Source organism: Streptomyces sp. CCM_MD2014 (genome assembly GCF_000772045.1).
GTDB lineage: Bacteria > Actinomycetota > Actinomycetes > Streptomycetales > Streptomycetaceae > Streptomyces > Streptomyces salinarius.
The window spans coordinates 4,593,941-4,616,138 of sequence record NZ_CP009754.1; the positions used below are offsets into that span (position 1 = coordinate 4,593,941).

Consider the following 22,198-nt stretch of genomic DNA (forward strand, 5'->3'; position numbering starts at 1 on the left):
AGATCGGGGCCTTTGCTGTGGCTGGGGCCGGGGTCGAACCGGCGACCTATCGCTTTTCAGGCGATCGCTCGTACCAACTGAGCTACCCAGCCGCGAGGTTTCACGTGAAACCTCAGCGGTCCTGACGGGATTTGAACCCGCGGCCTCCACCTTGACAGGGTGGCGAGCACTCCAAACTGCTCCACAGGACCAAGCTTCGTACGACAGTGTCGCACATGTACCGCGTGCCCCCAACGGGATTCGAACCCGTGCTACCGCCTTGAAAGGGCGGCGTCCTAGGCCGCTAGACGATGAGGGCTATCGGCCCGCCTGGGCGCTTCGCAGCGCGTCGGGGACGTGAGAAGCATATGGGATGGCGGGAGGTATCGCCAAAACGGTTTACGGAGCGCTGGCGGCGGGGCTGCCCTGGGCGGAGGGAGAGGCACCGGTGGCGGAGGGGGAGGCCCCGGTGTCCGGCGGGGACGGACTGGTGCCGGACGGGGACGGGCTGGTGGGAGAGGGCGACGGAGTGGCGCCCGGCTGGTTCTCCTTCGGCAGATGGCGGCTGACCTCGGCCGTCGTCAGGCCCAGGCCGCCCAGCCTGATCTCGTCCCACGCCTGGAGGCGCCGGGAGTCCCGGTCGAAGTAGAGGATGGACGCCTGGATGGGGTCGGGGTACTCGCCCTCGACCGCGCGCAGGCCGCTGCCGCCGGTGGAGCCCTCGACGCGCAGCCGGGTGCCGTACTTCATGACCTCCATGTCCTCGTGGTGCAGGTGCCCGGCGAGCACCAGCGGAACGTCGCCGTCCACCTCACGGGCGGCCGACGGCTCGTGGGTGACGGCGATGTCCACGGGGGTGCCGGCCGCGCGCTGGTCGCGCAGGGCGGAGGCGAGGCGGGCCCCGGCCAGTTCCTGGGAGGCCTCGGCGCCGTCCGCCTTGGAGCGGTCGGGGGTGTACTGCGGGTCGCCCATCCCGGCGAAGCGGAGGCCGGCGACGGTCCGGGCGTGGCCGTCGTCCAGGACGTGCACGTTCTTCAGGTGCTTCAGGTACTCCTGGGTGCCGCGGGAGTCGTGGTTGCCGCGGACCCAGACGTAGGGGGCGCCGAGGTCCTCGACGGGGTCCAGGAACCCGTTCTCGGCGGCGGTGCCGTGGTCCATCGTGTCGCCGGAGTCGACGATCACGTTCACCTTGTACTGCTCCACCAGCGAGGCGATGATCTTCCAGCTCGCCGGGTTCAGGTGGATGTCCGACACGTGCAGGACGCGGATCGTGGTCGGGTCGGGCTGGTAGGCGGGGAGCGTCGAGGTGACGTCGTAGAGCTTGGTCACGTTGGTCACCAGGCGGGCCAGTTCCTTCTGGTAGACGTCGAACTCGGTCACGATGCTGCGCGCGTTGCCGACCAGCGAGGGCGCCGAGGAGAGCAGGCCGGAGAACTTGGGCTCCAGGACGGAGTCGGGGTTCCAGGTCGCGTACGCGGTGCCGCCGGAGGCGACCAGGAGGGTGAGCGCGAGTCCGCCCGAGGCGAGGGCGCGCCGGGGGCGGCGGTAGACGGCGAGGCCGAGGGCGGTGGCGCCGGTGACGACGGCGACGCAGGAGCGGACGGCGAGGTCGAGGGTGCCGTGCTCGACGTCCTGGGCGACCTCGTCCTGGAGGCCGGAGAGGCGTTCGGGGTGGTCGACGAGGGCCTGGGCGCGGGCGGGGTCGAGCTGGTCGACGTTGACGTCGAGGCGGACCGGGGCGACATGGCTGTCGAGCTGGAGCGCGCCCAGCGGCGAGACGTTGATCTTCGTGCCGCCGGTGAGGGAGGGGCGCAGCGTCATCGTCGTGTCCATGGGGCCGACCGGGACCCGGACGTTGCCGACGACCAGCAGTCCCAGCCAGGCGCCGAGCAGGACGACGGCGACGAGGCCGGCGGCGCGGGTCCAGGGGCGGGGACGGGCGGTGAGTTCCGGGGTCGCGGACGTGCGGCGACCGCGGTGGGCGTGGCGGTCGCGCCGGTCGCGGAGGCGGCGGGTGAGGGCGCGCGGGGCGTTGCGGATGGGGTTCATCACCTCGGCCAGGACGTGCGGGGCTGCGGCGGGAACGCGGGCCATTGGTCCCGTATGCCCGTGGCCCGGGGCGGATATGCGGGTCGTACTCCACGGTCGTACCCGACAATGGGCCTGTGCTGGAGATGACGCGCGAGGAGTTCGAGGAACTGGTCGCCGAGGCCCTGGACCGGATCCCGCCGGAGCTGACGCGGCTGATGGACAACGTCGCGGTGTTCGTGGAGGACGAACCGCCCGCGGACGATCCCGAGCTGCTCGGACTGTACGAGGGGACGCCGCTGACGGAACGCGGGGAGTGGTACGCGGGGGTGCTGCCGGACCGGATCACCGTCTACCGGGGGCCGACCCTGCGGTACTGCGAGACGCGTGAAGACGTCGTCGCCGAGACCGAGGTGACGGTCGTTCACGAGATCGCCCACCACTTCGGGATCGACGACGCGCGGCTGCACTCCCTCGGGTACGGGTGACGCGGGCCGGATGCGCAAGGCGTGCCTCGGGTACGGGTGACGCGCTCGGGTCAAGTCCGCCTCGCCGGACGCGTGTCCTCTTGTGGGTGACGGGAGTTGGGCACGGCGACTCCTTGACCCCCGGAGGTGGCCGCCCGTGCGCCCCTTGTACGTACCCGTCCGTCTGGCTGCCACCGCCCTGGCCGTCGCCGCTGCCGCCGGCTGCATGAGCGTCGGCGACGACGCACCCGGCGGGGGCGGCAGGCCGTCGCACTCCGCCGGGGAGCGGGGCGGCGAGGTGCCGGACGGCGGCCCCGAGGTCTCCGGCGGGAACGCCGGGTACGGCGCGGCGGCCGCCGACGGGAAGCACGGCAAGGGGAAGAAGGGCAAGGGCAAGGGCGGGGACGAGGCCGAGCGCGACGGCAAGGGGAAGGACGGCGAGGACGGCACCGGAAAGGGCGCGTCCGCCCCGGCGCCCCCGGCCGCCCGCCCGACCGGGGACCGGCCGCCGGGCGGCGGGGACCACGACCCCGACCCCACCCGGACGCCCCCGGCGGAGCCCACCCGGCCGGCCGAGCCGGAGCCGACGCACCCCGAGGAGCCGCCCGCCTCCCCGACGCCGGAGCCGACGGTGGCCGAGCCGTCCTCGTCGGCGCACGAGCCGCCGGGGACCCAGCTCGAGCAGCGGGAGCCGGCGCCGGCGGCCGGGACGCCGGCATAGGGCAGCCCGCTGAGCTGGGCGTGTGCTGCCGGGCGGACCGCGGCTGTGCTGCCGGTTTGCCTTCGGGGGTGGGAGGTGCGTATGGTGGTAGATCGTTTGATCCCATTTGCCCGGCGCCACCGCAGAGCGCGCCGTGTGGCGCGTACTCTCCCCTTGCCGTGGTGGACCGCATCGAGGCGGTCGTATTGCGAATCGCGATTCACGGAGTTGACGGGCGCGTGCCGACGAGAGACTCCGGAAGGTTTCGCATTCGCATGTCCATGACCAGTACTGACCACGTCGTCGTGCCCGGAAACGCCGAAGGCGTTCAGGGCGAGCCGGAGGCCGTCGAGGCCGCTGCCGCCTCCGCGGCCACGGAGGCCCCCGAGGCCCCCGAGGCTCCCGAGCCGACCTTCGCCGACCTCGGTCTGCCCGAGGGCGTCGTGCGCAAGCTCGCGCAGAACGGCGTGACCACCCCCTTCCCGATCCAGGCCGCGACCATCCCGGACGCCCTGGCCGGCAAGGACATCCTCGGCCGGGGCCGCACCGGCTCGGGCAAGACCCTCTCCTTCGGTCTGCCGACCCTGGCCACGCTGGCCGGCGGCCGTACCGAGAAGCACAAGCCCCGCGCCGTCATCCTCACCCCGACCCGCGAGCTGGCCATGCAGGTCGCCGACGCGCTCCAGCCGTACGGCGACGTCGTGGGCCTCAGGATGAAGGTCGTCTGCGGCGGCACCTCGATGGGCAACCAGATCTACGCCCTGGAGAAGGGCGTCGACATCCTGGTCGCCACCCCGGGCCGGCTGCGCGACATCATCAACCGCGGCGCCTGCTCCCTGGAGAACGTGGAGATCGCGGTCCTCGACGAGGCCGACCAGATGTCCGACCTGGGCTTCCTGCCCGAGGTCACCGAGCTGCTCGACCAGGTCCCGGCCGGCGGCCAGCGGATGCTGTTCTCCGCCACCATGGAGAACGAGATCAAGACCCTCGTCGACCGGTACCTGAAGAACCCGGTCAGCCACGAGGTCGACGCGGCCCAGGGCGCGGTGACGACCATGTCGCACCACATCCTGGTCGTGAAGCCCAAGGACAAGGCGCCGGTCACCGCGGCCATCGCGTCCCGCAAGGGCCGCACCATCATCTTCGTCCGCACCCAGCTTGGCGCCGACCGCGTCGCCGAGCAGCTGCGCGACGCCGGTGCCAAGGCGGACGCGCTGCACGGCGGCATGACCCAGGGCGCGCGCACCCGCACGCTGGCCGACTTCAAGGACGGCTACGTCAACGTCCTGGTCGCCACCGACGTCGCCGCCCGCGGCATCCACGTCGACGGCATCGACCTGGTGCTGAACGTGGACCCGGCCGGCGACCACAAGGACTACCTGCACCGCGCCGGCCGTACGGCCCGCGCCGGCCGCACCGGCACCGTCGTCTCCCTCTCCCTGCCGCACCAGCGCCGCCAGATCTTCCGGCTGATGGAGGACGCGGGCGTCGACGCCACGCGCCACATCATCCAGGGCGGCGCGGCCTTCGACCCGGAGGTCGCCGAGATCACCGGCGCCCGGTCGATGACCGAGGTCCAGGCCGAGTCGGCGGGCAACGCGGCGCAGCAGGCCGAGCGCGAGGTCACCCAGCTCACCAAGGAGCTGGAGCGGGCCCAGCGCCGCGCCACCGAGCTGCGCGAGGAGGCGGACCGCCTGGTCGCCAGGGTCGCGCGGGAGCGCGGCGAGGACCCGGAGACGGTCCTGGCCGAGGTGGCCGCCGCCGCGTCCGAGGCCGAGGTCTCGCTGCCCGAGCAGCCCGGCGCCCGGGACGTGGAGAAGACGGAGCGTACGGAGCGCACGGGCGGCCGCGACCGCTACGCCGACCGTGGCGAGCGCGCTGAGCGTTCCTACGACCGGGGCGACCGCGGCGGGCGTTCGTTCGACCGCCGTGACCGTGACGACCGGGGCGACCGCGGTGGCCGTTCCTTCGACCGCCGCGACGACCGGGGCGGCCGTTCGTTCGACCGCCGTGACGACCGCGGTGGCTTCCGCCGTGACGACCGGGGCGACCGCGGTGGCCGTTCCTTCGACCGCCGCGACGACCGGGGTGGGCGTTCCTTCGACCGCCGTGACGACCGCGGTGGCTTCCGCCGTGACGACCGGGGCGACCGCGGCGGGCGTTCGTTCGACCGCCGTGACCGTGACGACCGCGGTGACCGCGGTGGCCGTTCCTTCGAGCGCCGCGACGACCGTGGCGACCGCGGTGGCCGTTCGTTCGACCGCCGTGACGACCGCGGCGGGCACCGTGGCAGCGACCGTCCGTTCAACCGCGACCGCCAGGGCGACCGCCCCGGCTTCCGTTCCGGCGGCCACGACCGTCCGTACGGCCGCCGCGACGACCACCGCGGCGACCACCGTGGCTCGTCCTTCGGCCGCCGTGACGACAAGCCGCGCTGGAAGCGCAACGGCTGACGCCTGAACGTCTGAGAAGCGCCGTGGCCTCCGCCCCACCGGGTGGAGGCCACGGCGCTTCGCGTCGCGTCCCGGTTCCGGCCACCAAGTCCACGGAGTGACGCATGTCACGCTCGGCGCGAGGGAATTGCTGGGGGCATGACAGATGACGCCAAGGCGAGTGGGCTGTCGGACGAGGAACGGCTGGCCCAGCTCGGCTACACCCAGGTTCTGGCCCGCCGCATGTCGGCGTTCTCCAACTACGCGGTCTCCTTCACGATCATCTCGGTCCTGTCGGGGTGCCTGACCCTCTACCTCTTCGGCATGAACACGGGCGGCCCCGCCGTCATCACCTGGGGCTGGGTCGCCGTCGGCCTGATGACGCTCTTCGTCGGCCTGGCGATGGCCGAAATCTGCTCGGCCTACCCGACCTCGGCGGGCCTGTACTTCTGGGCGCACCGGCTGGCGCCCCCGCGCACGGCGGCCGCCTGGGCGTGGTTCACGGGCTGGTTCAACGTGCTGGGCCAGGTCGCGGTCACCGCCGGCATCGACTTCGGCGCCGCGTCCTTCCTGGGCGCCTACCTGAACCTGCAGTTCGACTTCGAGGTGACGCCGGGCCGCACGATCCTGCTCTTCGCCGCGATCCTGATCCTGCACGGCCTGCTCAACACCTTCGGCGTCCGCATCGTCGGCCTGCTGAACAGCGTGAGCGTGTGGTGGCACGTCCTCGGCGTCGCCGTGATCGTCGGCGCGCTGACCTTCGCGCCCGACCACCACCAGTCGGCGTCCTTCGTCTTCGGCGAGTTCGTGAACAACACGGGCTGGGGCAGCGGGGTGTACGTCGTCCTCATCGGCCTCCTGATGGCCCAGTACACCTTCACCGGCTACGACGCCTCCGCCCACATGACCGAGGAGACGCGCGACGCGTCCACGGCCGGCCCGAAGGGCATCGTCCGCTCCATCTGGACCTCCTGGATCGCCGGTTTCGTCCTCCTCCTCGGCTTCACCTTCGCCATCCAGTCCTACGACGGCGCCCTGACGTCCCCGACGGGCGCGCCGCCCGCACAGATCCTGCTCGACGCCCTGGGCGCGACGGCGGGCAAGCTGCTGCTTCTCGTGGTCATCGGCGCCCAGCTCTTCTGCGGGATGGCGTCGGTGACGGCCAACAGCCGCATGATCTACGCCTTCTCCCGGGATGGCGCGCTCCCGTACTCCCACGTCTGGCACTCGGTGAACCCGCGCACCCGCACGCCCGTCGCGGCGGTCTGGCTGGCGGCCCTGGCCGCGCTGGTCCTGGGCCTCCCGTACCTCATCAACGTGACGGCATACGCCGCCGTGACCTCCATCGCGGTCATCGGCCTCTACATCGCGTACGTCATCCCGACGCTCCTGCGGGTCCGCAAGGGCGCCGCCTTCGAACGCGGGCCCTGGCACCTGGGCCGCTGGTCGCAGGTGATCGGCGTGATCGCGGTGACGTGGGTCGGCGTCATCACGGTCCTGTTCATGCTGCCCCAGGTGTCCCCGGTCACCTGGGAGACCTTCAACTACGCGCCGATCGCCGTGCTGGTCGTCCTGGGCTTCGCCGCCACCTGGTGGCTGACCTCGGCCCGGCACTGGTTCCTCAACCCCGACCACGAACGCACCCGCGCCCGCGCCGCCGCCCACGCGAACGCCCCCGAGCCGGTGGACCCGTAGCCCCGGCTCCCCGGCCCTCCGACGCGGCCGGGACCCCGATACCCGATCGGCGTCCCGGCCGCGGCGGGCTATGCTCGGTGTGGCAACATCACGCAGCACCGCACGACACCCCGCCCGGGCCCTTAGCTCAATTGGCAGAGCAGTGGACTTTTAATCCATTGGTTGTGGGTTCGAGTCCCACAGGGCCTACCGCTCGACCCCTGGTCAGAGGCTTATTGGCCGGGGGTCGCCGCCATTTCAAGATCACTAGCTCCACCGTTGCTCCACCGAAGGGCTCACGCTGCCCGGGCTGGAAGGCTGTCACGGCTTGGGCAGAGCAAAGGGCCCCGGCGATGCCGAAGGGCCCTCTTGCTGTTCGATGGTCAACGCCCGGCGGCGGGCGGTGAGTCGGTATGTCCGGTTCCTTCACGGTCGGCCCCTGGGGCGCGTTGATGCGCTGTCAGGACCCGGTGAGGAGACAGAGGTCCACGAGCGGCGGAAGGTCCACGCAGAGGCCGGAGTCGTCGTCCTGGTCGGTCGGCGCCTCAGGGCTCTCCGGCGTCGGAGGCAGCGTGGTCGGCTTCGGGTCGCGCGGAGGCTGGCTGGATTCGGGCCCCGGCTGGGTTCCCGGCGGGCTGGCGGAGGGGGCGCCCCCACGGGGCTGCTCCTCGTCGGGCTCGGCCTCGGCCGCGGTGGTGCTGGCGGCGGGCTCCGGCGTCTTTTCGTCCTCGGCGTCGCCGCGGGTGGACTCGACCAGGGTGAGGTTCGGTGCTCCAACCCACAACTCCTCCTCGTTGCCGGGGTCGTCAGGGTCCGTGTCGCCGGTGCTCATGACCGGGTCGGGCTGGAGGAGCGCCCCGGCTTCTGGCTGGTCAGTCGTGGCGGTGGACGGCGCGGGGCCGTCGGAGTCGGCGGAGCCTCCGGGGGCCAGGACGAGGGCGGCGGCGGTGCTCACGGAGGCGACAGTGGCGACTGTGGCGGCAGTGATGGCCGGGCGGGTGCGGATGAAGTTCCGGATGCTGTCCCGGCACGTGGTGTAGACGACGGCGACACCGCCGCCGAGGTAGAGCGTCAGGTGGCGGCGCCTGCGGACGGGCTCGGCGGCCGGTTCCTCATCCCCCGGGGCCCGGGCGCTGACTCCCCCGGTGAGTGCGGCGATCTGCTGCGCGGCAACCTGTGCTTTCAGATCGGTGATCAGGGCCCGGTTGGTTTTCCACCCGCGGTAGAGCAGGACGATTGCCAGGGACGCGGCTCCGAGCAGTACGGCCATAAAGACCAGGACTGCGGCCAGCGCGAGGTCGGTCACGGGGTCCCCCTAGACGTGGAGTGACGTACCGTGCATCCTCGGTTGCCGAGGGCGACCTTCTACAGTTTTGTACAACTTTGTGACCTTACCGTGACATGCGTCACCCGGCCTGACGCTGATGACCCCCAGAAGGTTGTACGACCGAGGGATTTTCCCTGGCCAGGCGTCGGACGACCTCCGCCTGCTCCTCCGGTGAGAGGGACGCAAGGATCGCGTACACGGCGTCCGCAGGCGGGGAGAACGCGTTTGCTGCGGCGGCGGGCTGTGGTAGTGGGGTGATCTCCTCCAGGGCGTCCGCCGCGTCCTGTCGGCCTACGCGGGCCAGCTCGTCCGCAGTGACGCCGACGACCTGTGCCATTCGCGCCAGGGTCTCGGCCGGCGCATGTACGGGGATGGATTCCCCGCTGACCGACTGGTAGCCGCTGGTGATCTGTCGCCAGCGGGCGTCACTCAGGTGTGCCCTCTTCGCTGCCTCGCGGGCGGACAGCCGGGATCGCCGGCGGGCCGCATCGATGAGGGCGGCCTCGCGCGGGGGCTCCGGTCGCGTGCCTTTGCTCATGACGGCAGCTTCGCAGACTACGCGCTAGTTGGCCACTACTGCCGGACGCGTTCAGGGCGCAGGGGCGCGTAAACGCGTAACTTCGCGCCAGTACGCCACTAGCGCGTAGTAGTTGCTCTACGCGCTACTACGCGCTAGTTTTCAATCATGAACGACCCGCGCAAGCCGAAGCGGCGGCGTCGTCCTCGCGGTTCTCCGCTGGACCACGCGCCGGAAGGCATCACGTACGCCCGTGAGAAGGCTGGCCTGACGAAGCGGGCCCTGGCTGACGCGCTCCACATCAGCGAGCAGCTGATGTGCGACATCGAGGCCGGCCGACGCAACGCGGCGCCGGAGCTCCTGGAGCGGATGGCGGAGCGGCTGGGCTGTCCGCTGGTGGTCCTCCAGGCGAAGTCAGCCGAGGAGGCGCGGTCCGGTCAACGGCCGGAAAGCGCGGCGCCGTCGGGGCCTTGAGCGGGTGCCGCCGGGGTGGAGATTGCCCTCTCCGTTCCCCGGCCTGGCACCGCCCCCGCGCTGCGGATCTCGGGACGTCCGGACCTGGCCCGGTCCTGGACTCCCTTCACACCTGACACCTCACCCGTGAACGAGAGGTATCGATGGCAGCCAACTCTAGCGACCAGGCGGACGTGATCGCGCCCGCTGTCGCCCTCACCGAGTTGTTCACCACCCACCCGGCCCTCACCCCCGAGGCCTCCGGACTGGCGTGGACCCTGACCCCCGCCGGTGTCCTGCACGCCGAGGCCCGCGACGCCACGGACGGCGGACTGGCCCTCCTGCTGTGCGCGGACGTCCTGGGCGGCACGCCCGTGATCTCCGGCAACGGCCGCGAGTCCGTGGGGGAGGTCGTGGCCGTCTGGCGCGGCGTGCCCGTGGAGGTCTGGGAGAGCTGGACCACCCCGGAGCCCCGTCTCCCCCTCGGCGCCGTGGCCGTCCTCCCCGCCGGGGGAGGTGCCCGGTGAACCCGTGGCTTGACCTCGTCTTCCGGGTCGCCATGGTCGTGGCCTTCCTCGGCCTGGTGCTCTCCGTGTGCCTCGGCCGGCGGATGACCTCCCGACCGGAGCACATCCCGGCGGAGTGCGCCACGTGCTCCTCCTTCCGGCACCCCTCACGGTGGGCGGCCCGCCGGGCCCTGTCCGTCATCCCCCGGCAGACGCGTGGGGGTGAGCGATGAGGACCGCTGTCGGATCCCGTCACCGCACCCGCGTGAACCACGCCGTTGTGGTGGAGGCCGCTCGCGCCGTCCCCGGTACGTGGGTCCAGGCCGCCGCGTACGCCTCCCTGGCGAGCGCGGAGAGCGCGGCCCGCCGGGTCCCGCTCGCCGAGCGCATCCCGGCGTACGAGCCCGCCGGATCGTTCGAGGCGTATGCGGCCTCCACCGGCTCCGGCCCGTTCCTGTGGGTGCGGTCCACCGAGGGCGGCCCGTACCCGGCGCTCCCGGCGCGGATGAGCGTCCGTATCCCGGCCATGACCGGGGCCGCCCCGGGGGAGGTCGGCGTCCTCACGGTCTCCGTCCGCCCGTTCTGCCAGGTCTGCGGCGGCCCGCGTGGCTGGGACGTTGTAGGCCCCGTGGAGATGCATGTCCGCAACGTGCTGGTGACGGTGGACCGTTGGTCTAACCCGTGCGGTCATGACGACGTGTACGCGGACGTCCTGGAGGAGTCCCGCCGTACGCCGGCCGCCGTGGACCCGGCCATCTCGCGCGGTCGCGGCCACCGCCCCGGGGACCCCGCCCGCGCCGGTGTCTTCCGTCCGGCCGTGGAGCTGGTCCTCCAGGCCGCCGCCGAGCACCGCGCCATGCACGCGAAGCAGGCCGCCGCGCTCCTCCGCATCAACGGCCACGTCGAGGCCGCCGGCCTGGTGGAGGTCAAGATCCGCGCCGAGCGCGGCCACCTGTCCGCGAAGGCCGCCGCCCACTTCCTCACCGTGGAGGGCGCCGCGCGTCGCTCCACCAGCACCACCCGCCAGGAGAGCAACGCATGAGCACCACCACCCTGCCCCTCCCGCCGGTCCCGGGTGACCTGGTCGCCCCCACGGCGCGGCTGGTCCTCCCGTCCGGGGACCTCAACTCCTCCGCCTACCGGACGGAGTGGGAGGCCGTCCGGCGCCTCGGGATTGGCGGCTCCGACGTCGCCGCCATCGTCGGCCTCGACAAGTACCGCGGGCAGCGGCACGTGTTCGAGGAGAAGCACGGCCGGGAGGTCGTCCGGGACAACGAGGCAATGGAGATCGGCCGGGAGATCGAGGACTTCATTGCCCGCCTGTTCTCCAAGCGGACCGGCGTCCCCATCGCCACGCCGCCCGGCACGATCGGGCACGTGGACCACCCGTGGGCGCTGGTCAACATCGACCGCGACACGTTGGACCCGGACACGGGTGAGGTGGTCGGCCCGCTGGAGTGCAAGAACCGGTCGGAATACCAGTTGGAGGAGTGGGAGTCCGAGGACGGCCCGCCGGACGCCCCCGCGCTCCAGTGCCATTGGGGCATGGCCGTGGGCGGCTATCAGCGCGGCTACGTGGCCGCCCTGGTCGGCGGCAACAAGTTGCGCTGGCACGTCGTGGAGCGGGACCAGGAGATGGTGGAACACCTCCTGGACTACTGCGGGACCTGGTACCAGCGGCACGTGGTGGAGGGATTCCCGCCGCCGGTGGACGGCCTGGAGACCACGAAGGACCTCCTGGGCCGCCTCTGGGAGGTCAAGCCGGAGGCCATCGCGGAGGTGGACCTCCGCAAGGCGAAGGACCTCCGCTCCCGTAAGGCCTCGTTGGACGCGCAGATCAAGGACCTGGCGTACCAGAAGACGACCGTAGAGAACGAGATGCGGGACCTCGCCGGTAACGCGGACATCGTCCGCGTCGGCGCCGCCACGGCCTGGACCTGGAAGGCCAACGGCAACTTCAGCGAGACCGACTTCCGCGCGCAGTACCCGGACCTGGCCGCGAAGTACACGACCACCGTGGAGGTCCTGGACCTCGCCCGGCTCAAGAAGGAGCAGGAGGCCGCATACTCCGCATGCCGCGGTCGCCGTCTCTACGTCCCGAAGAAGGAGCTGTGACCGTGGCTCTCTCCACGTTGAAGGACCGCGTACGCGCGGCCACTCAGCAGGCGCCCGCCCTCGGCGGGCGCCCCGCCCCGGCCTCCACCGAGGAGGCCCCCCACGGAGCGCCGGCCACCCTGGAAGAGGCCGCCGCCACGGTGGAGGACCCGGTCCAGGACTCGGCGGACGCCGTCCTGGACTGGCTCCGCCGGTACGAGGGCCACGTCACGGACGCCCTCCCGTCGCACATGGCGGCCGGGCCGTTCCTGGCCGCCGTGCGCAACGTGCTGCCGGAGCTCCGCTCCTGCAACCCCGCCTCCGTGCTCCAGGCGACCATGACGGCCGCCCGGTTCGGTCTGGTGCCGGACGGCCGGGAGGCCGTCATCACCGCCGAGTACGGCCGGGCCGTGTTCATCCCGACCTACCGCGGCTACATCGCGCTCATGCACCGCTCCGGGCTGGTGGCGTCCGTCCGGGTCGGCATGGTCTACGAGCGGGACGAGTACACCTACGAGCCGTCCGCGCCCTCGCCGTTGGACTTCACCCACCGGCAGGACCCGGCCCTCACGGACGACCAGCGCGGCGCCCCGTTGTTCTCGTACGCGTTCGCCTGGTTCACGAACGGCTCCCGCTCGCAGGTGGTCACCGTCAACCGCGAGGAGGCGGAGGCCATCCGGGACGAGCACTCCCGGGCGTACCAGGAGGCGGAGGCCAACGGTAAGCGGGACTCGTTCTGGCACACGGACTTCCCCGCCATGTGGTGGAAGACGGCCGCCCGGCAGCTGGAGAAGGTGGTCCCCGTCTCGGCGGAAGTCCGCGCCCTGGTGGAGGCGGACCGGGCCGGGGAGGACGGCCGGGTCCAGGTCCTCCACGCCCCGGACCCGGAGGCCGCCTCCGTGGACCAGGAGGACGCCGTCCTGGAGGCGGGGGCCGACCGGGCCACCGAGGCCGCGGAGGCCTCGCAGGACCAGGCGCCGGCCGACCTCCCGCGCAAGCGCGGCGGGTTGAAGCGGACGCAGCCGCGCCGCACCACCCGGAAGGGCCGTAAGGCGGCCCGGGCGGGGAGGCGGGCGTGAAGCGTTACACGGCGCCCCGGCTCGACTGGACGTATGGGCGGATGACCGGGTTCGACCTGGAGACCACCAGCACGGACCCGCACACGGCCCGGATCGTCACCGGCTCCGCCGTCCAGTACGGCGGCGGCCGGCCGACCACGGCCCGGACGTGGCTCTCCGACGTCGGCGGGGCGGAGATCCCCGCCGACGCCACCCGGATTCACGGATACACGACTGAGGCGGCCCGCACTGCGGGCCGCCCGGCCTCCGCGGTGGTCGAGGAGATCACCGCGGACCTCGCGGCCGCCGTGGAGGAGGACCGCCCGCTGGTCATCATGAACGCCACTTACGACCTCACGGTGTTGGACCGGGAGGCCCGCCGGTACGGCGTCACCCCGCTGTTCGACCGGGTCTCTCCGAACGTCCTGGACCCCTACGTCCTGGACAAGCGTGTGAGGCAGTACCGGCGGGGCGGGCGGACGTTGACGGACCTCTGCCGCCACTACGTGGTGCCGCTGGAGGGCGCGCACTCCTCTGAGGTGGACGCCACCGCGGCGTGCGAACTGGTGCGGAAGATGGGCCGCCGCTACCGGGTGCTCTCCCGGCTCCCGCTGGACCAGCTCCACCGGGAACAAGTGGCGTGGGCGCGGGAGCAGAACGAAGGCCTCCGGGAGCACTTCGCGAACACCCCCGGTAAGGAGGCGTGGGCGCGGGACGTGTCCCTGGAGTGGCCCCTCCTGCCGTTCCGGATGGCGGTGAGGCCGTGACTCCCACCGTGTTCGGCGCGGCCGTCCTGGCCGCGTCCGTGAGCGGCGCCATTTCTCTGCTCTGGTGGTGGCTCGGCGGCCAGGGCCGCCACCGCCGCCAGGCCCGCGCGGTGCTCCTGGCGCCGCGCGCCGCCGCGTCCGTGGACGTTCCGCCAGCGTCCGCCGTCCTCCCGCTGGACCAGGAGGACGGCGGCGGTGAGGCGGACCCGGAAACGGTGGCCCTCCTGGCCGTCGACACCGCCGACTTCGCCCACTGCCCGAGCGAGGGGCGCCGTACGCCCCACTTCCTCCACCGTGACGGCTCCCGTACGTGCTGCCGCTGCGAAACCAAGACGGCAGGTGACCAGACATGACGACCCACCTGGAGCCCTTCGGCGCCGACTACCTGCAGCCCGTACAGGAGGCGTGCGCCTACTGCCTGTGCTGCTCCGCGGCCCTGTGCCGGCGCGGCCGGGCGTCCGTGCTGGAGTGCGTCGGCTCCACCCACGCAGACCGCAAGTCGACCGTGACCGGCTGCCCGTGCTCGGCGTCCACCACGGAGGGCACCGCCTCATGGCGGGCCGGGCTGGTGACCGCCACCCTCCAGGCCGTGGAGCTCCCGCTCCCGGAGCCCATGGAGGACGTCCTCCGGGCCCTGGCCGCCGGGGAGACGACCGTCCCCGACCCCTTCGGGTTCCTCCTCGCGCTCCGCATCCGCCAGTTCGTCCAGACCCGGGACGACGTGTGCGCCGTGACCGACCTCGGCCGGGCGTACCTGGCCGCGCGGGACGGCCAGCGCCTCGCGGTGCGGGCGCGCGTGCTGGACGTGGACGCCGAGGAGAACGCGGCCCGCGTCGTGCTGGACGTGTGCCGGCCGGACCAGCGGGTGACCGTGCTCCTGGACCAGCTCGTCCACGCCACCGGCGTGGACCCGCTGGAGCTGCCCGGGCTGGAGCTGGACGTGGTCGCGAACGTGGACGCGGAGCGTCAGGAGGAGATCGTCCTCACCCGCATCCAGGCCCGGCCCGCGCCGCTCCCGGAGACATGGCGGAAGACGCCGGCCGTCGAGGCCGCGCCGGACGGCGAGGAGGCCCCCGGTGATTGACGTCCCGCTGTGGGAGGACGAGGAGGACCAGGCCGCCGTGGAGACGGCGGCCCTGGACGATGCCTCCGCGCTCCTGGACGAGGTCCAGGAGGAGCCGGAGGAGGAAACCCACCTCGAGGTCCCGCTGTTCGAGGTGACCGTGTACGGGGCGCCGGCGCCGCAGGGCAGCAAGAGCCCGAAGCGGAACAAGCACACCAACCGGATCCACCTCGTGGAGTCGTCCAAGTACGTCAAGCCCTGGCGGGATGACGTGGTGGGCGCCTCGCTCAAGGCACGCGGGCGCGGCTGGTCGCCGCTCACGGTCCCTCTGGCCGCAGAGATGATCTTCACTCTCGCCCGGCCGAAGACACATTTCGGGACCGGCCGCAACGCCGGCCGCGTCCGGCCGTCGGCGCCGCTCCTCCCGGCCGGCGTCCCGGACTTGAGCAAGTTGGCCAGGAGTACGGAGGACGCCCTCACAACTGCCGGCGTGTACCGGGATGACGCCCTGGTGGTCGAGTACCGGCGGCTGGTGAAGCGGTACCACACCGACCACGGGGCGGTGCCGGACGTCATGGAGGTGTCCGGCTGCGTCATCCGTCTGTGGCCCGCGCTGGCCCCGGCGGCGGAGCAGTGAGCGCTGTGGACTTCACGTGCCTCGGCGGCGCCGCCATAACGCTCCTGGAGACCTTCCCCCTGTGGGGGCCGGTCCTGGCGCTGGTGACCGGCTGCCTGCTCTGGCAGGCCCTGTGCCTGACGTGGCTCGACCGTGCGGAGGACCCGGAGGACACCGGGGGACACGCCGTCCTCACGGTGTCCCCGGCCGTCCCCGCCGTAGAGGACAAGACGGAGGACACCCTCACCCTCCGCCGTCTGACCTGCGGGGACACCGTCCCCGCCGTGTCCCCGGAGCGGGAGACGGGAGGTGCCTGATGACACGAGGCCCACGGATCCGGTACGCGCCCGACACCCTCCCGCGGCCGGCGCACTGGTCGAAGGACTCCGCGTGCCAGCACGCCCCGCCGGAGATCTTCCACCCGGAAGGGGAGGCCGCGGTCGTCATGGCCGACACCCGGGAGGCGAAGGCCTGGTGCGCGCGGTGCGCCGTGCAGCCGCAGTGCCTCGCGGACTCCCTGGCCCGGGGCGAGCGGTGGGGCGTGTGGGGCGGCATGGACGAGAAGGAGCGCCGGGCGTTCCTCCGGCGGCGCCGGGAGCGGGAGCGCGCCGCCCGCCGTCGCGCCGAGCGCAAACGGGAGGAGGCGGCCAGTGCCACCACCACCGCGGCGGAGGCCGACGACGCCGAAGCGCCGGCCGCCTGAGCTCCCGACCGGGCCGGGCGGGCTCCTGGACTGGCGGCATGGCCACTGGTCCGACGTGCGGGCGCAGTGCCGCTACTGCCCGCAGGTGACCAACCTCCGCGACATCTACGGACGGCCCGCGCACAAGGTGTGCGCCGAGGAGGCCGCCCGCCGGTGGGTGGAGGAGCAGAACGAGCGATACGAGAACGAGAGGCTGAGTCAGCAATGAGCAGCGAGGTACAGCACCGGTCACCCCGGCTCGGGTCGACGTACCGGCCGCGCGTGAAGGGGGCGGAGCGGGCACGCCTGGCCAAGAGCCTCGGCGAGGACTACGACCTCGGCGGAACGATCCGGTCCCTGGCCGCGGACCGGTCCATGTCGTACGGCACGGTGCGGAAGCTCCTCCTGGAGGCGGAGGTCACCCTTCGCGGCCGCGGTGGACGGGTGGCACGGGGATGAGGAGGCAACCACGTTCCGGCATCGCGCCGTTCGCTCTCCTGACCGCCGGCCTCTTCCTCTTCACGGCCTGCTACGTCGTGGACGACGACGAGGACGGGCACCGGCGGTGCCGGTCTGCCGGGACGTCTGTGGTCCTGGTGGCCGCGGTCGAGGGGAGCGGTAACGGCGGAGGCACCGGGCGGAGTTCCGGGTCCGGGACGGGCGGCGGGGTGAACCTCCGCAAGCCGGAGTCGGCGCCCGCACGGCCGGCCCCCGGCGGGGCGGTGCGGAAGGAGCCTCCGCGGGCTCCGGCCACGGCCGCGCCGAGCACGCCCACCCCGACGCCCACCCCGACCCCGACGCCGAGCCGCACGGGCCGCTGCAAGGGGGCCAGGTGATGCGCCGGTTCCTCTACGGCCTGGCGGCCGGTGCCCTCACCGGCGGCGCCATGTACGCCGTACCCCCGCCCGTCCAGGCGTGGTGGTACGTGCTCGGCCTGGCCGTGGCGTTCGTCGTCTGGTTCGGGCAGCTCCCCGACCTGTTCTGACTCTTCCCGCGCCCGGCCGCGCGCCGGGCGCCCTCCCTCTCCTCCTCTCCCTGCTCCCTGGAGACCGGTGTGTCCAGCTCCTCACGCCCTTCGGTGCCCGTGCGGTACTTCCACGGCGGCGTCCCCGGCTTGCGCCGCGGTGACCTCCTCCTCCCGCCGGCGGTGACCGGCATCGGGCGGACGCTCACCGCGGACGTGATCGACATGGGAGGGGCCGCCCGGCGGGACCGGGTGTACGTGACCACCGCGCGGGAGGCGGCCCGTGTGTACGCCGCGCTCTTCGTGGACGGTGCGCTCTACGAGGTGGAGCCGCTGGGGGAGCTGGTGGCCGACCCGGACTGTGCGGTGGCCGGCGTCTCGTGGGAGTGCCTGGGGGCCCGGGTGCTGCATGTGGTGGACCCGGTGGTCCTGGCCCGGGCGCGGCCGTTCGAGGCGTGGCTGCGCAAGCTCGACCGCGTGACGGACGAGGCGGGGGCGGCGTGACCCGTTCGTGTACGTCTTCTAACTGCGTGACAGTGCGTCTTGACTTTGCAAACTCACTCAGTCAAAGTCATGATCGCGAAGGGGGCGCCCCGGCAAACGGCGGCCCATCCGCACCCGCACTGAACAGCACTGATGGAAGGTGGACCGCCGCATGAGCCACGAAGCGGTCACGTGGGCCATGGACGACGCCCCCATGCTGCGCACGGAGAAGGGCAAGCCGGACTCCACCGCGCGGAACGTCCTCCAGGTCCTCGCCGAGCACGCCAACAAGCGGGGCCACAACGCCCGCCCCTCCGTCCCCAAGATCCGGTACCGCACCGGCTACGAGCGCCGCACGGTCCAGCGGGCGCTTCGCCGCCTGGAGGACGCCGGGCTCATCAAGGCCACCGGCGTGCACAACGACGTCACGATCTACGCCCTGGCCCTCCACGTGAAGCGTCCGGCCACGGACTGGACGGAGCTCCTGGAGGAGGAGGAGCAGGACAAGGCGGCGGCGAAGGAACGGCAGCGAAAGGCCCGCGCGAAGCGTGCCGCCGCCACGGCCGTCACGCACTCGGACGCCGTGACCGTCACGGACTCCGACGACGTGACGGAGGGCGGTGTCACGGACTCTGACGACGCACGTCACGCAGTCGAAGAGCGTGACGTCACGCACTCAGAGTCCGGATGTCACGCACTCAAAGCCGCCCTAACCGTCAGTGAACCGTCCTCTCAACCGTCCGGAACCTCTGGTGACGGCCGTAGGCCTACTACCGGTAGTGGGGGCGACCTCGAGGGCGGCTCCGCCGCGGTACCAACAGCACAGGCGGCGGCGGACGAGGACGAGGAGATCCGGGCGGCGGCCACGGGCGTGGTCATCGGGCTCCTCCCGAGCCACCTCCGCGACCAGCTCCCCAACCCGGTGCCGCGCGCCGTCCAGGACGCCATCCGCAAGGAGCTCTCCCGGGGCCTGACGCCGGACCAACTCGTGGAGCGCGCCGCCCGCCGCTGGTGGAACCACGGCTATGAGGCGGACGCCGAGACCGGCGGCCCGGGCATCCTCCGCCCGGTGGGCGTGGCCGTGGCCCTGGTACGCCGCGGGAACTGCCCCTCCAGCCGGTGTGACGACGGCCGGGACCTGGACACCGGGAACCGCTGCCGGAGCTGTGAGCGGGAGGCCGAGGACCGCAAGCAGCGCCGGGAAGCAGCTCAGAAGCCTGTCCAGGCGACGTTCCTCGTCCCGGTGCCCACCGCCCCCGCCGAGGACGCGCCGCAGCCTCAGACGGCCGCTCCGCGATCTTCGGAGCGTCTGGAGATCCGGGACTGCGACGGCCCCACCTGCGAGCGGGTGTTCCGCACCGTGCCCGCCCCCGCCCCCGCCGGGCTCTGTTTCCACTGCCGCCAGGACGCCGAGACCACCACGGACAACCGCCAGGCGGTGACCGCGTGAACCTCACCGTGCTCCAGGACCTCCGCGCCGCGCTCGCCGAGCTCCACGCCTACGAGGCCCGGCTCACCGCCCGGGACGCCACCCCGCAACTCCTCCGCGAGCTGGACCAGGGCCTCACCCTGGCCCGGCGCCTGGTGGCCGCCGTCGGCAACCTCCCCGTGACCGGATGCCGGGCTCACCCGGACGGCCCGGTGGACCACGAGGCCGGCGGATGCCTCCTGTGCAACACCCGCCGCCGCGCCACCACGGCCCTCCCCCCGGCGGACATCGCCGTGGAGACCGTCCTCGCCGCCATCGAGGAGCACGGCCACGAGGCCGCCGTCCACCGCTACGGCCCCCGCCCCGTCACCCGCGCCCTCGCGGCCGCCGGCCGACACACCACCAGCAACCTCCCGCCCGAGTACCGCCAGGAGGCCACCGGTGACTGACCACCCGCCCGCCCCGCTCGACCACGGCCGCGTGGCCGAGATCCGGGACCTCCTCGCCCGCCTGGTCACCGGCCCCGCCGACGACACCGAGACCCGGGAGCTCCTGGCCGAGTGCCGTACGGCCCTGGCCGAGCTCCTCACCGACCGGGACGACCTGGTCCGCGCCAACCACGAGGCCGGCGAAGCGCTGGCCGCGTGGACCGGCTCCGTCTGACCGCACCTCACGAAAGGGAACCCCTCATGAAACCGACCCTCCTGGACGCCGCCGAGGCCGCCGGCCGCGCCGCCGAGGCGCACGCCGCCGCCTGCGGAACATGCAGCGCCGGTGACCGTCTCGCCGAGCTCTGCCCGGACGGCCAGCGCATCGTCTCCGAGGCCGCCCACCAGGCCGCCCCCAACGTCGTGGACCCGCCGTGCCCCCACACCTCGTGGGAGGTCACCAGCGAGTACCCGGCCCGGGACGGCTCCGGGTGGGTGAAGTCCCGCCGGTGCGCCGACTGCGGAGACTCGCTGGACCCGGTGACGGAGCCGGAGCCGCACTGGCCCGCCGCCGCGGCGCCCGCCGAGGTCGTCCACGCGTGCCCGCCCGTCGGCTCCGGCTTCACCCCGTGCTGTGGGCGCACGCCTTTCGAGCTGCCGCGCACGGACCGGATCACCGTCGACGAGCCCACGACGTGCCCCGCTGGCAAAGCACCGGCGGAGGAGACCGCCGTCCCGGCCGCGCCCGGCCCGGCCCGGCTGGCCGCGCTCATGCGCTCCCGGCAGCACTGGCGGGACGGCCGCGTGGTCTCGGAGGCCACGATCAGTCAGGCCGAGATCCGGGACGCCCTCGGCTGGACGGAGCCGACCGACGCCCCCGCCGTCCAGTGGGACCGCGCCCGCCAGGCGAAGGTCCGTCAACTCGTCCGCGTCATCACCGCCGGCCGCACGGCCTTCCCGGACCTCACGGACGAGTGGCTGGTCCGCAAGTCCCGCGAGGTCCTGCCGGAGCTCCTGGACGTCGTGGACGGCCTGGCCGCCCGCGTGGAGGAGCTGGAGGCCACCGGGTGCCGCTGCTACGACCCCACCAGCCACGCCGCCGGGTGCGTCAAGGCCGCCGTTCGCTGGCAGGGCCGCACCTACCCAGCCGCCGTCTGGTACCGCGACGGAGAGGGCGAGTGGTGGGCACCGGTGAGCACCGACACCCGCGGCTGCCTGGTCCTCCTCCTCGATGGCGACCACTCCAACGAGCCCGTCCCGCTGGACCGCGTCCAACACGAGTACGGCGTGTCCTCCACGTCGTACGGCGCGCACGTCCAGCGCGGAGACCTCCCCGACGCGGCCGGCGGCCAGCCGTGACGCTCCTGGGGGACATCCTCATCGGCGTCGCCGGCGCGCTCGCCGCCCTCGACCTGGTCCTGTTCTTCACCGGCCGGAACTCCTACCAGTGCTACGGAATCGGCGCGCTCGCGTGCGGGCTCGCCGTGATCGCCGCGGTGCTCCTCGACCTCCCCGGCCACTGGACGGCACTCAACAGCGCGGCCTGCGCGTGGGCCACCTGGCACTGGTGGAACGGCGGCGGTGGCAACAACACCCGCCGCAGACTCCGCCGCCTGGCCGCCCGCTTCACCGGCGTACGCCGCACCGCCCCAATGACCGCCTGACTCCGCACCACAACAGCCGCCCCCGCGGGTATCGGGGGCGGCCTCCACCCACCCAAGCACAGGAAGACACAACCCCTGATGAGCACACCCACCAGCAACTCCCCGGCCGCTCCCGTCCCCGTCACGATCGCGGAGAACGTGGTCCGCGCCTCCGCCTGCCAGGAGGCCGCCGGCCGCATCGCCAACCTCCCGCAGGACTACGAGCTGGACCCCGGCCGCGGTGACGCCGTCCAGCTCCTCAACCGCATGGCCGCCGACGCCCACCAGCCCGGCACCTACCCGCCCGCCCTCCCGTGGGCCCGCCTCCTGGACGCCGAGGACCTGGCCGAGTTCTTCCGGAACCTCGACGCCGCCATGAGGGGCGCCGCGCGGGACGCCCACCTGGCCGCGAAGCCGCAGTCTCCGGCCGTCCTGGAGGCCTTCGAGAAGACGTGCGCCTCCTGGCGCGCGACCGCCGAGGCACAGCACGCCCACAACTACGCGCCCGGCCCGGGCACAGACGAGGACCGCACCGTCGCCTACAGCGCGCCCGGTACCGGCTACCTCTACTGCCTCGGCTGCTGCCACGGCGGCGGCCTCTTCGCCGCGCTCACCTCCGACGACCTCCCCGAAGGAGGCCTATGTGACGGCTGCGGCGGAGACGTCCTGATCCCGCAGACCCCGGCCGACACACCGGCTCACACGCCCGTGCACTACTACCCGAAGGACGCGGAGCCCGGCGTGAACACCCCCGCCGAAGTCTGTGCCGCCTGCTCCGACTTCAATGCCGGCCGCCTGGTCCCGGCCTCCTTCTGCTCCATGGCCGCCTCCCGCATGCCCTGACCTGACCGCCCGGCCGCCCCGCCCACCGCGGGGCGGCCCCCTCGG

At 72.9% G+C, this 22,198-nt stretch carries 29 protein-coding genes and 4 tRNA genes; 27 read left to right on the top strand and 6 right to left on the bottom strand.

Annotation, left to right across the window (positions count from 1 at the left end; all coding sequences use genetic code 11):
• Positions 1-18 precede the first annotated feature (18 nt).
• The 4 genes from NI25_RS20300 to NI25_RS20315 form a co-directional block, all read right to left on the bottom strand.
• A tRNA-Phe gene (locus NI25_RS20300) sits at positions 19-92 on the bottom strand.
• 24 nt (positions 93-116) lie between these two features.
• A tRNA-Asp gene (locus tag NI25_RS20305) sits at positions 117-191 on the bottom strand.
• Positions 192-225: 34 nt separating this feature from the next.
• Positions 226-298 (bottom strand) — tRNA-Glu (locus NI25_RS20310).
• An 80-nt stretch (positions 299-378) separates the two neighbouring features.
• Positions 379-2,073, bottom strand: coding sequence for a metallophosphoesterase family protein (locus NI25_RS20315; protein WP_061443800.1), 1,695 nt, complete (start codon positions 2,071-2,073; stop codon positions 379-381).
• Between the two features lie 71 nt (positions 2,074-2,144).
• Between NI25_RS20315 and NI25_RS20320 the strand changes: the two genes are divergently transcribed.
• The 5 genes from NI25_RS20320 to NI25_RS20340 all read left to right on the top strand — a co-directional run bounded on the left by NI25_RS20320 (position 2,145) and on the right by NI25_RS20340 (position 7,490).
• Complete coding sequence (locus tag NI25_RS20320) at positions 2,145-2,495, top strand: metallopeptidase family protein (protein WP_061443801.1); 351 nt, start codon at positions 2,145-2,147, stop codon at positions 2,493-2,495.
• Positions 2,496-2,631: 136 nt separating this feature from the next.
• Complete coding sequence (locus NI25_RS20325; RefSeq protein WP_061443802.1) at positions 2,632-3,195, top strand: hypothetical protein; 564 nt, start codon at positions 2,632-2,634, stop codon at positions 3,193-3,195.
• Between the two features lie 254 nt (positions 3,196-3,449).
• Positions 3,450-5,627 (top strand): DEAD/DEAH box helicase, encoded by a 2,178-nt coding sequence (locus NI25_RS20330; RefSeq protein ID WP_061443803.1) that lies wholly within the window; start codon positions 3,450-3,452, stop codon positions 5,625-5,627.
• A gap of 138 nt (positions 5,628-5,765) precedes the next feature.
• Entirely contained in the window at positions 5,766-7,301 is a 1,536-nt protein-coding gene (locus NI25_RS20335) for an amino acid permease (RefSeq protein ID WP_061443804.1), read from the top strand.
• 116 nt (positions 7,302-7,417) lie between these two features.
• Positions 7,418-7,490 (top strand) — tRNA-Lys (locus NI25_RS20340).
• 250 nt (positions 7,491-7,740) lie between these two features.
• Here the strand turns inward: NI25_RS20340 and NI25_RS20345 are convergent.
• Positions 7,741-8,586, bottom strand: coding sequence for a hypothetical protein (locus tag NI25_RS20345; protein ID WP_061443805.1), 846 nt, complete (start codon positions 8,584-8,586; stop codon positions 7,741-7,743).
• Between the two features lie 100 nt (positions 8,587-8,686).
• Entirely contained in the window at positions 8,687-9,145 is a 459-nt protein-coding gene (locus NI25_RS20350; protein ID WP_061443806.1) for a helix-turn-helix domain-containing protein, read from the bottom strand.
• Between the two features lie 147 nt (positions 9,146-9,292).
• Between NI25_RS20350 and NI25_RS20355 the strand changes: the two genes are divergently transcribed.
• From NI25_RS20355 to NI25_RS20460, 22 genes are all read left to right on the top strand, one after another.
• Positions 9,293-9,598: a helix-turn-helix transcriptional regulator gene (locus NI25_RS20355; RefSeq protein WP_078884675.1), complete on the top strand. Its 306-nt coding sequence runs from the start codon at positions 9,293-9,295 to the stop codon at positions 9,596-9,598.
• Positions 9,599-9,741: 143 nt separating this feature from the next.
• A complete protein-coding gene (locus NI25_RS20360) occupies positions 9,742-10,104 on the top strand; it encodes a hypothetical protein (protein ID WP_148315138.1) in 363 nt (120 codons plus the stop codon).
• Entirely contained in the window at positions 10,101-10,316 is a 216-nt protein-coding gene (locus NI25_RS20365) for a hypothetical protein (protein WP_061443808.1), read from the top strand. The genes NI25_RS20360 and NI25_RS20365 overlap by 4 nt, the downstream gene beginning before the upstream one ends.
• Positions 10,317-10,348: 32 nt before the next feature.
• Complete coding sequence (locus NI25_RS20370; protein WP_061443809.1) at positions 10,349-11,125, top strand: hypothetical protein; 777 nt, start codon at positions 10,349-10,351, stop codon at positions 11,123-11,125.
• The gene (locus tag NI25_RS20375; protein ID WP_061443810.1) at positions 11,122-12,198 is read left to right on the top strand and encodes a YqaJ viral recombinase family protein; all 1,077 of its coding nucleotides are present in this window, start codon (positions 11,122-11,124) and stop codon (positions 12,196-12,198) included. Before NI25_RS20370 ends, NI25_RS20375 begins: the two co-directional genes overlap by 4 nt.
• A gap of 2 nt (positions 12,199-12,200) precedes the next feature.
• Positions 12,201-13,256 carry a recombinase RecT gene (locus NI25_RS20380; RefSeq protein WP_061443811.1) on the top strand — a complete coding sequence of 352 codons (1,056 nt, stop codon included), beginning with the start codon at positions 12,201-12,203 and terminating at the stop codon, positions 13,254-13,256.
• The gene (locus tag NI25_RS20385) at positions 13,253-14,002 is read left to right on the top strand and encodes an exonuclease domain-containing protein (protein ID WP_233520755.1); all 750 of its coding nucleotides are present in this window, start codon (positions 13,253-13,255) and stop codon (positions 14,000-14,002) included. Before NI25_RS20380 ends, NI25_RS20385 begins: the two co-directional genes overlap by 4 nt.
• Complete coding sequence (locus NI25_RS20390; RefSeq protein ID WP_061443813.1) at positions 13,999-14,355, top strand: hypothetical protein; 357 nt, start codon at positions 13,999-14,001, stop codon at positions 14,353-14,355. The genes NI25_RS20385 and NI25_RS20390 overlap by 4 nt, the downstream gene beginning before the upstream one ends.
• The gene (locus NI25_RS39735) at positions 14,352-15,086 is read left to right on the top strand and encodes a hypothetical protein (protein WP_061443814.1); all 735 of its coding nucleotides are present in this window, start codon (positions 14,352-14,354) and stop codon (positions 15,084-15,086) included. The genes NI25_RS20390 and NI25_RS39735 overlap by 4 nt, the downstream gene beginning before the upstream one ends.
• A complete protein-coding gene (locus NI25_RS20400) occupies positions 15,079-15,702 on the top strand; it encodes a RusA family crossover junction endodeoxyribonuclease (protein WP_061443815.1) in 624 nt (207 codons plus the stop codon). Before NI25_RS39735 ends, NI25_RS20400 begins: the two co-directional genes overlap by 8 nt.
• Positions 15,699-15,998 carry a hypothetical protein gene (locus NI25_RS20405; RefSeq protein WP_148315139.1) on the top strand — a complete coding sequence of 100 codons (300 nt, stop codon included), beginning with the start codon at positions 15,699-15,701 and terminating at the stop codon, positions 15,996-15,998. Before NI25_RS20400 ends, NI25_RS20405 begins: the two co-directional genes overlap by 4 nt.
• Positions 15,998-16,384, top strand: coding sequence for a WhiB family transcriptional regulator (locus NI25_RS20410; RefSeq protein WP_078884676.1), 387 nt, complete (start codon positions 15,998-16,000; stop codon positions 16,382-16,384). Before NI25_RS20405 ends, NI25_RS20410 begins: the two co-directional genes overlap by 1 nt.
• Positions 16,385-16,469: 85 nt before the next feature.
• Positions 16,470-16,592, top strand: a complete 123-nt coding sequence (locus NI25_RS40510; protein ID WP_267886338.1) for a hypothetical protein — start codon at positions 16,470-16,472, stop codon at positions 16,590-16,592.
• Positions 16,589-16,822: a helix-turn-helix domain-containing protein gene (locus tag NI25_RS20420; protein ID WP_061443818.1), complete on the top strand. Its 234-nt coding sequence runs from the start codon at positions 16,589-16,591 to the stop codon at positions 16,820-16,822. Before NI25_RS40510 ends, NI25_RS20420 begins: the two co-directional genes overlap by 4 nt.
• Positions 16,823-17,198: 376 nt before the next feature.
• A complete protein-coding gene (locus NI25_RS39420) occupies positions 17,199-17,348 on the top strand; it encodes a hypothetical protein (protein ID WP_158508452.1) in 150 nt (49 codons plus the stop codon).
• 69 nt (positions 17,349-17,417) lie between these two features.
• On the top strand, positions 17,418-17,831 hold the full coding sequence (locus tag NI25_RS20430; protein WP_148315140.1) for a hypothetical protein: 414 nt from the start codon (positions 17,418-17,420) through the stop codon (positions 17,829-17,831).
• A 151-nt stretch (positions 17,832-17,982) separates the two neighbouring features.
• Positions 17,983-19,260: a helix-turn-helix domain-containing protein gene (locus tag NI25_RS20435; RefSeq protein WP_061443821.1), complete on the top strand. Its 1,278-nt coding sequence runs from the start codon at positions 17,983-17,985 to the stop codon at positions 19,258-19,260.
• A complete protein-coding gene (locus NI25_RS20440) occupies positions 19,257-19,688 on the top strand; it encodes a hypothetical protein (protein ID WP_061443822.1) in 432 nt (143 codons plus the stop codon). The genes NI25_RS20435 and NI25_RS20440 overlap by 4 nt, the downstream gene beginning before the upstream one ends.
• Entirely contained in the window at positions 19,681-19,902 is a 222-nt protein-coding gene (locus tag NI25_RS20445) for a hypothetical protein (RefSeq protein WP_061443823.1), read from the top strand. The genes NI25_RS20440 and NI25_RS20445 overlap by 8 nt, the downstream gene beginning before the upstream one ends.
• Positions 19,903-19,928: 26 nt before the next feature.
• A complete protein-coding gene (locus NI25_RS20450) occupies positions 19,929-21,026 on the top strand; it encodes a hypothetical protein (protein WP_061443824.1) in 1,098 nt (365 codons plus the stop codon).
• Positions 21,023-21,331 carry a hypothetical protein gene (locus NI25_RS38680; protein WP_061443825.1) on the top strand — a complete coding sequence of 103 codons (309 nt, stop codon included), beginning with the start codon at positions 21,023-21,025 and terminating at the stop codon, positions 21,329-21,331. The genes NI25_RS20450 and NI25_RS38680 overlap by 4 nt, the downstream gene beginning before the upstream one ends.
• A 78-nt stretch (positions 21,332-21,409) precedes the next feature.
• Positions 21,410-22,153 carry a hypothetical protein gene (locus NI25_RS20460; RefSeq protein ID WP_061443826.1) on the top strand — a complete coding sequence of 248 codons (744 nt, stop codon included), beginning with the start codon at positions 21,410-21,412 and terminating at the stop codon, positions 22,151-22,153.
• Positions 22,154-22,198 lie beyond the last annotated feature (45 nt).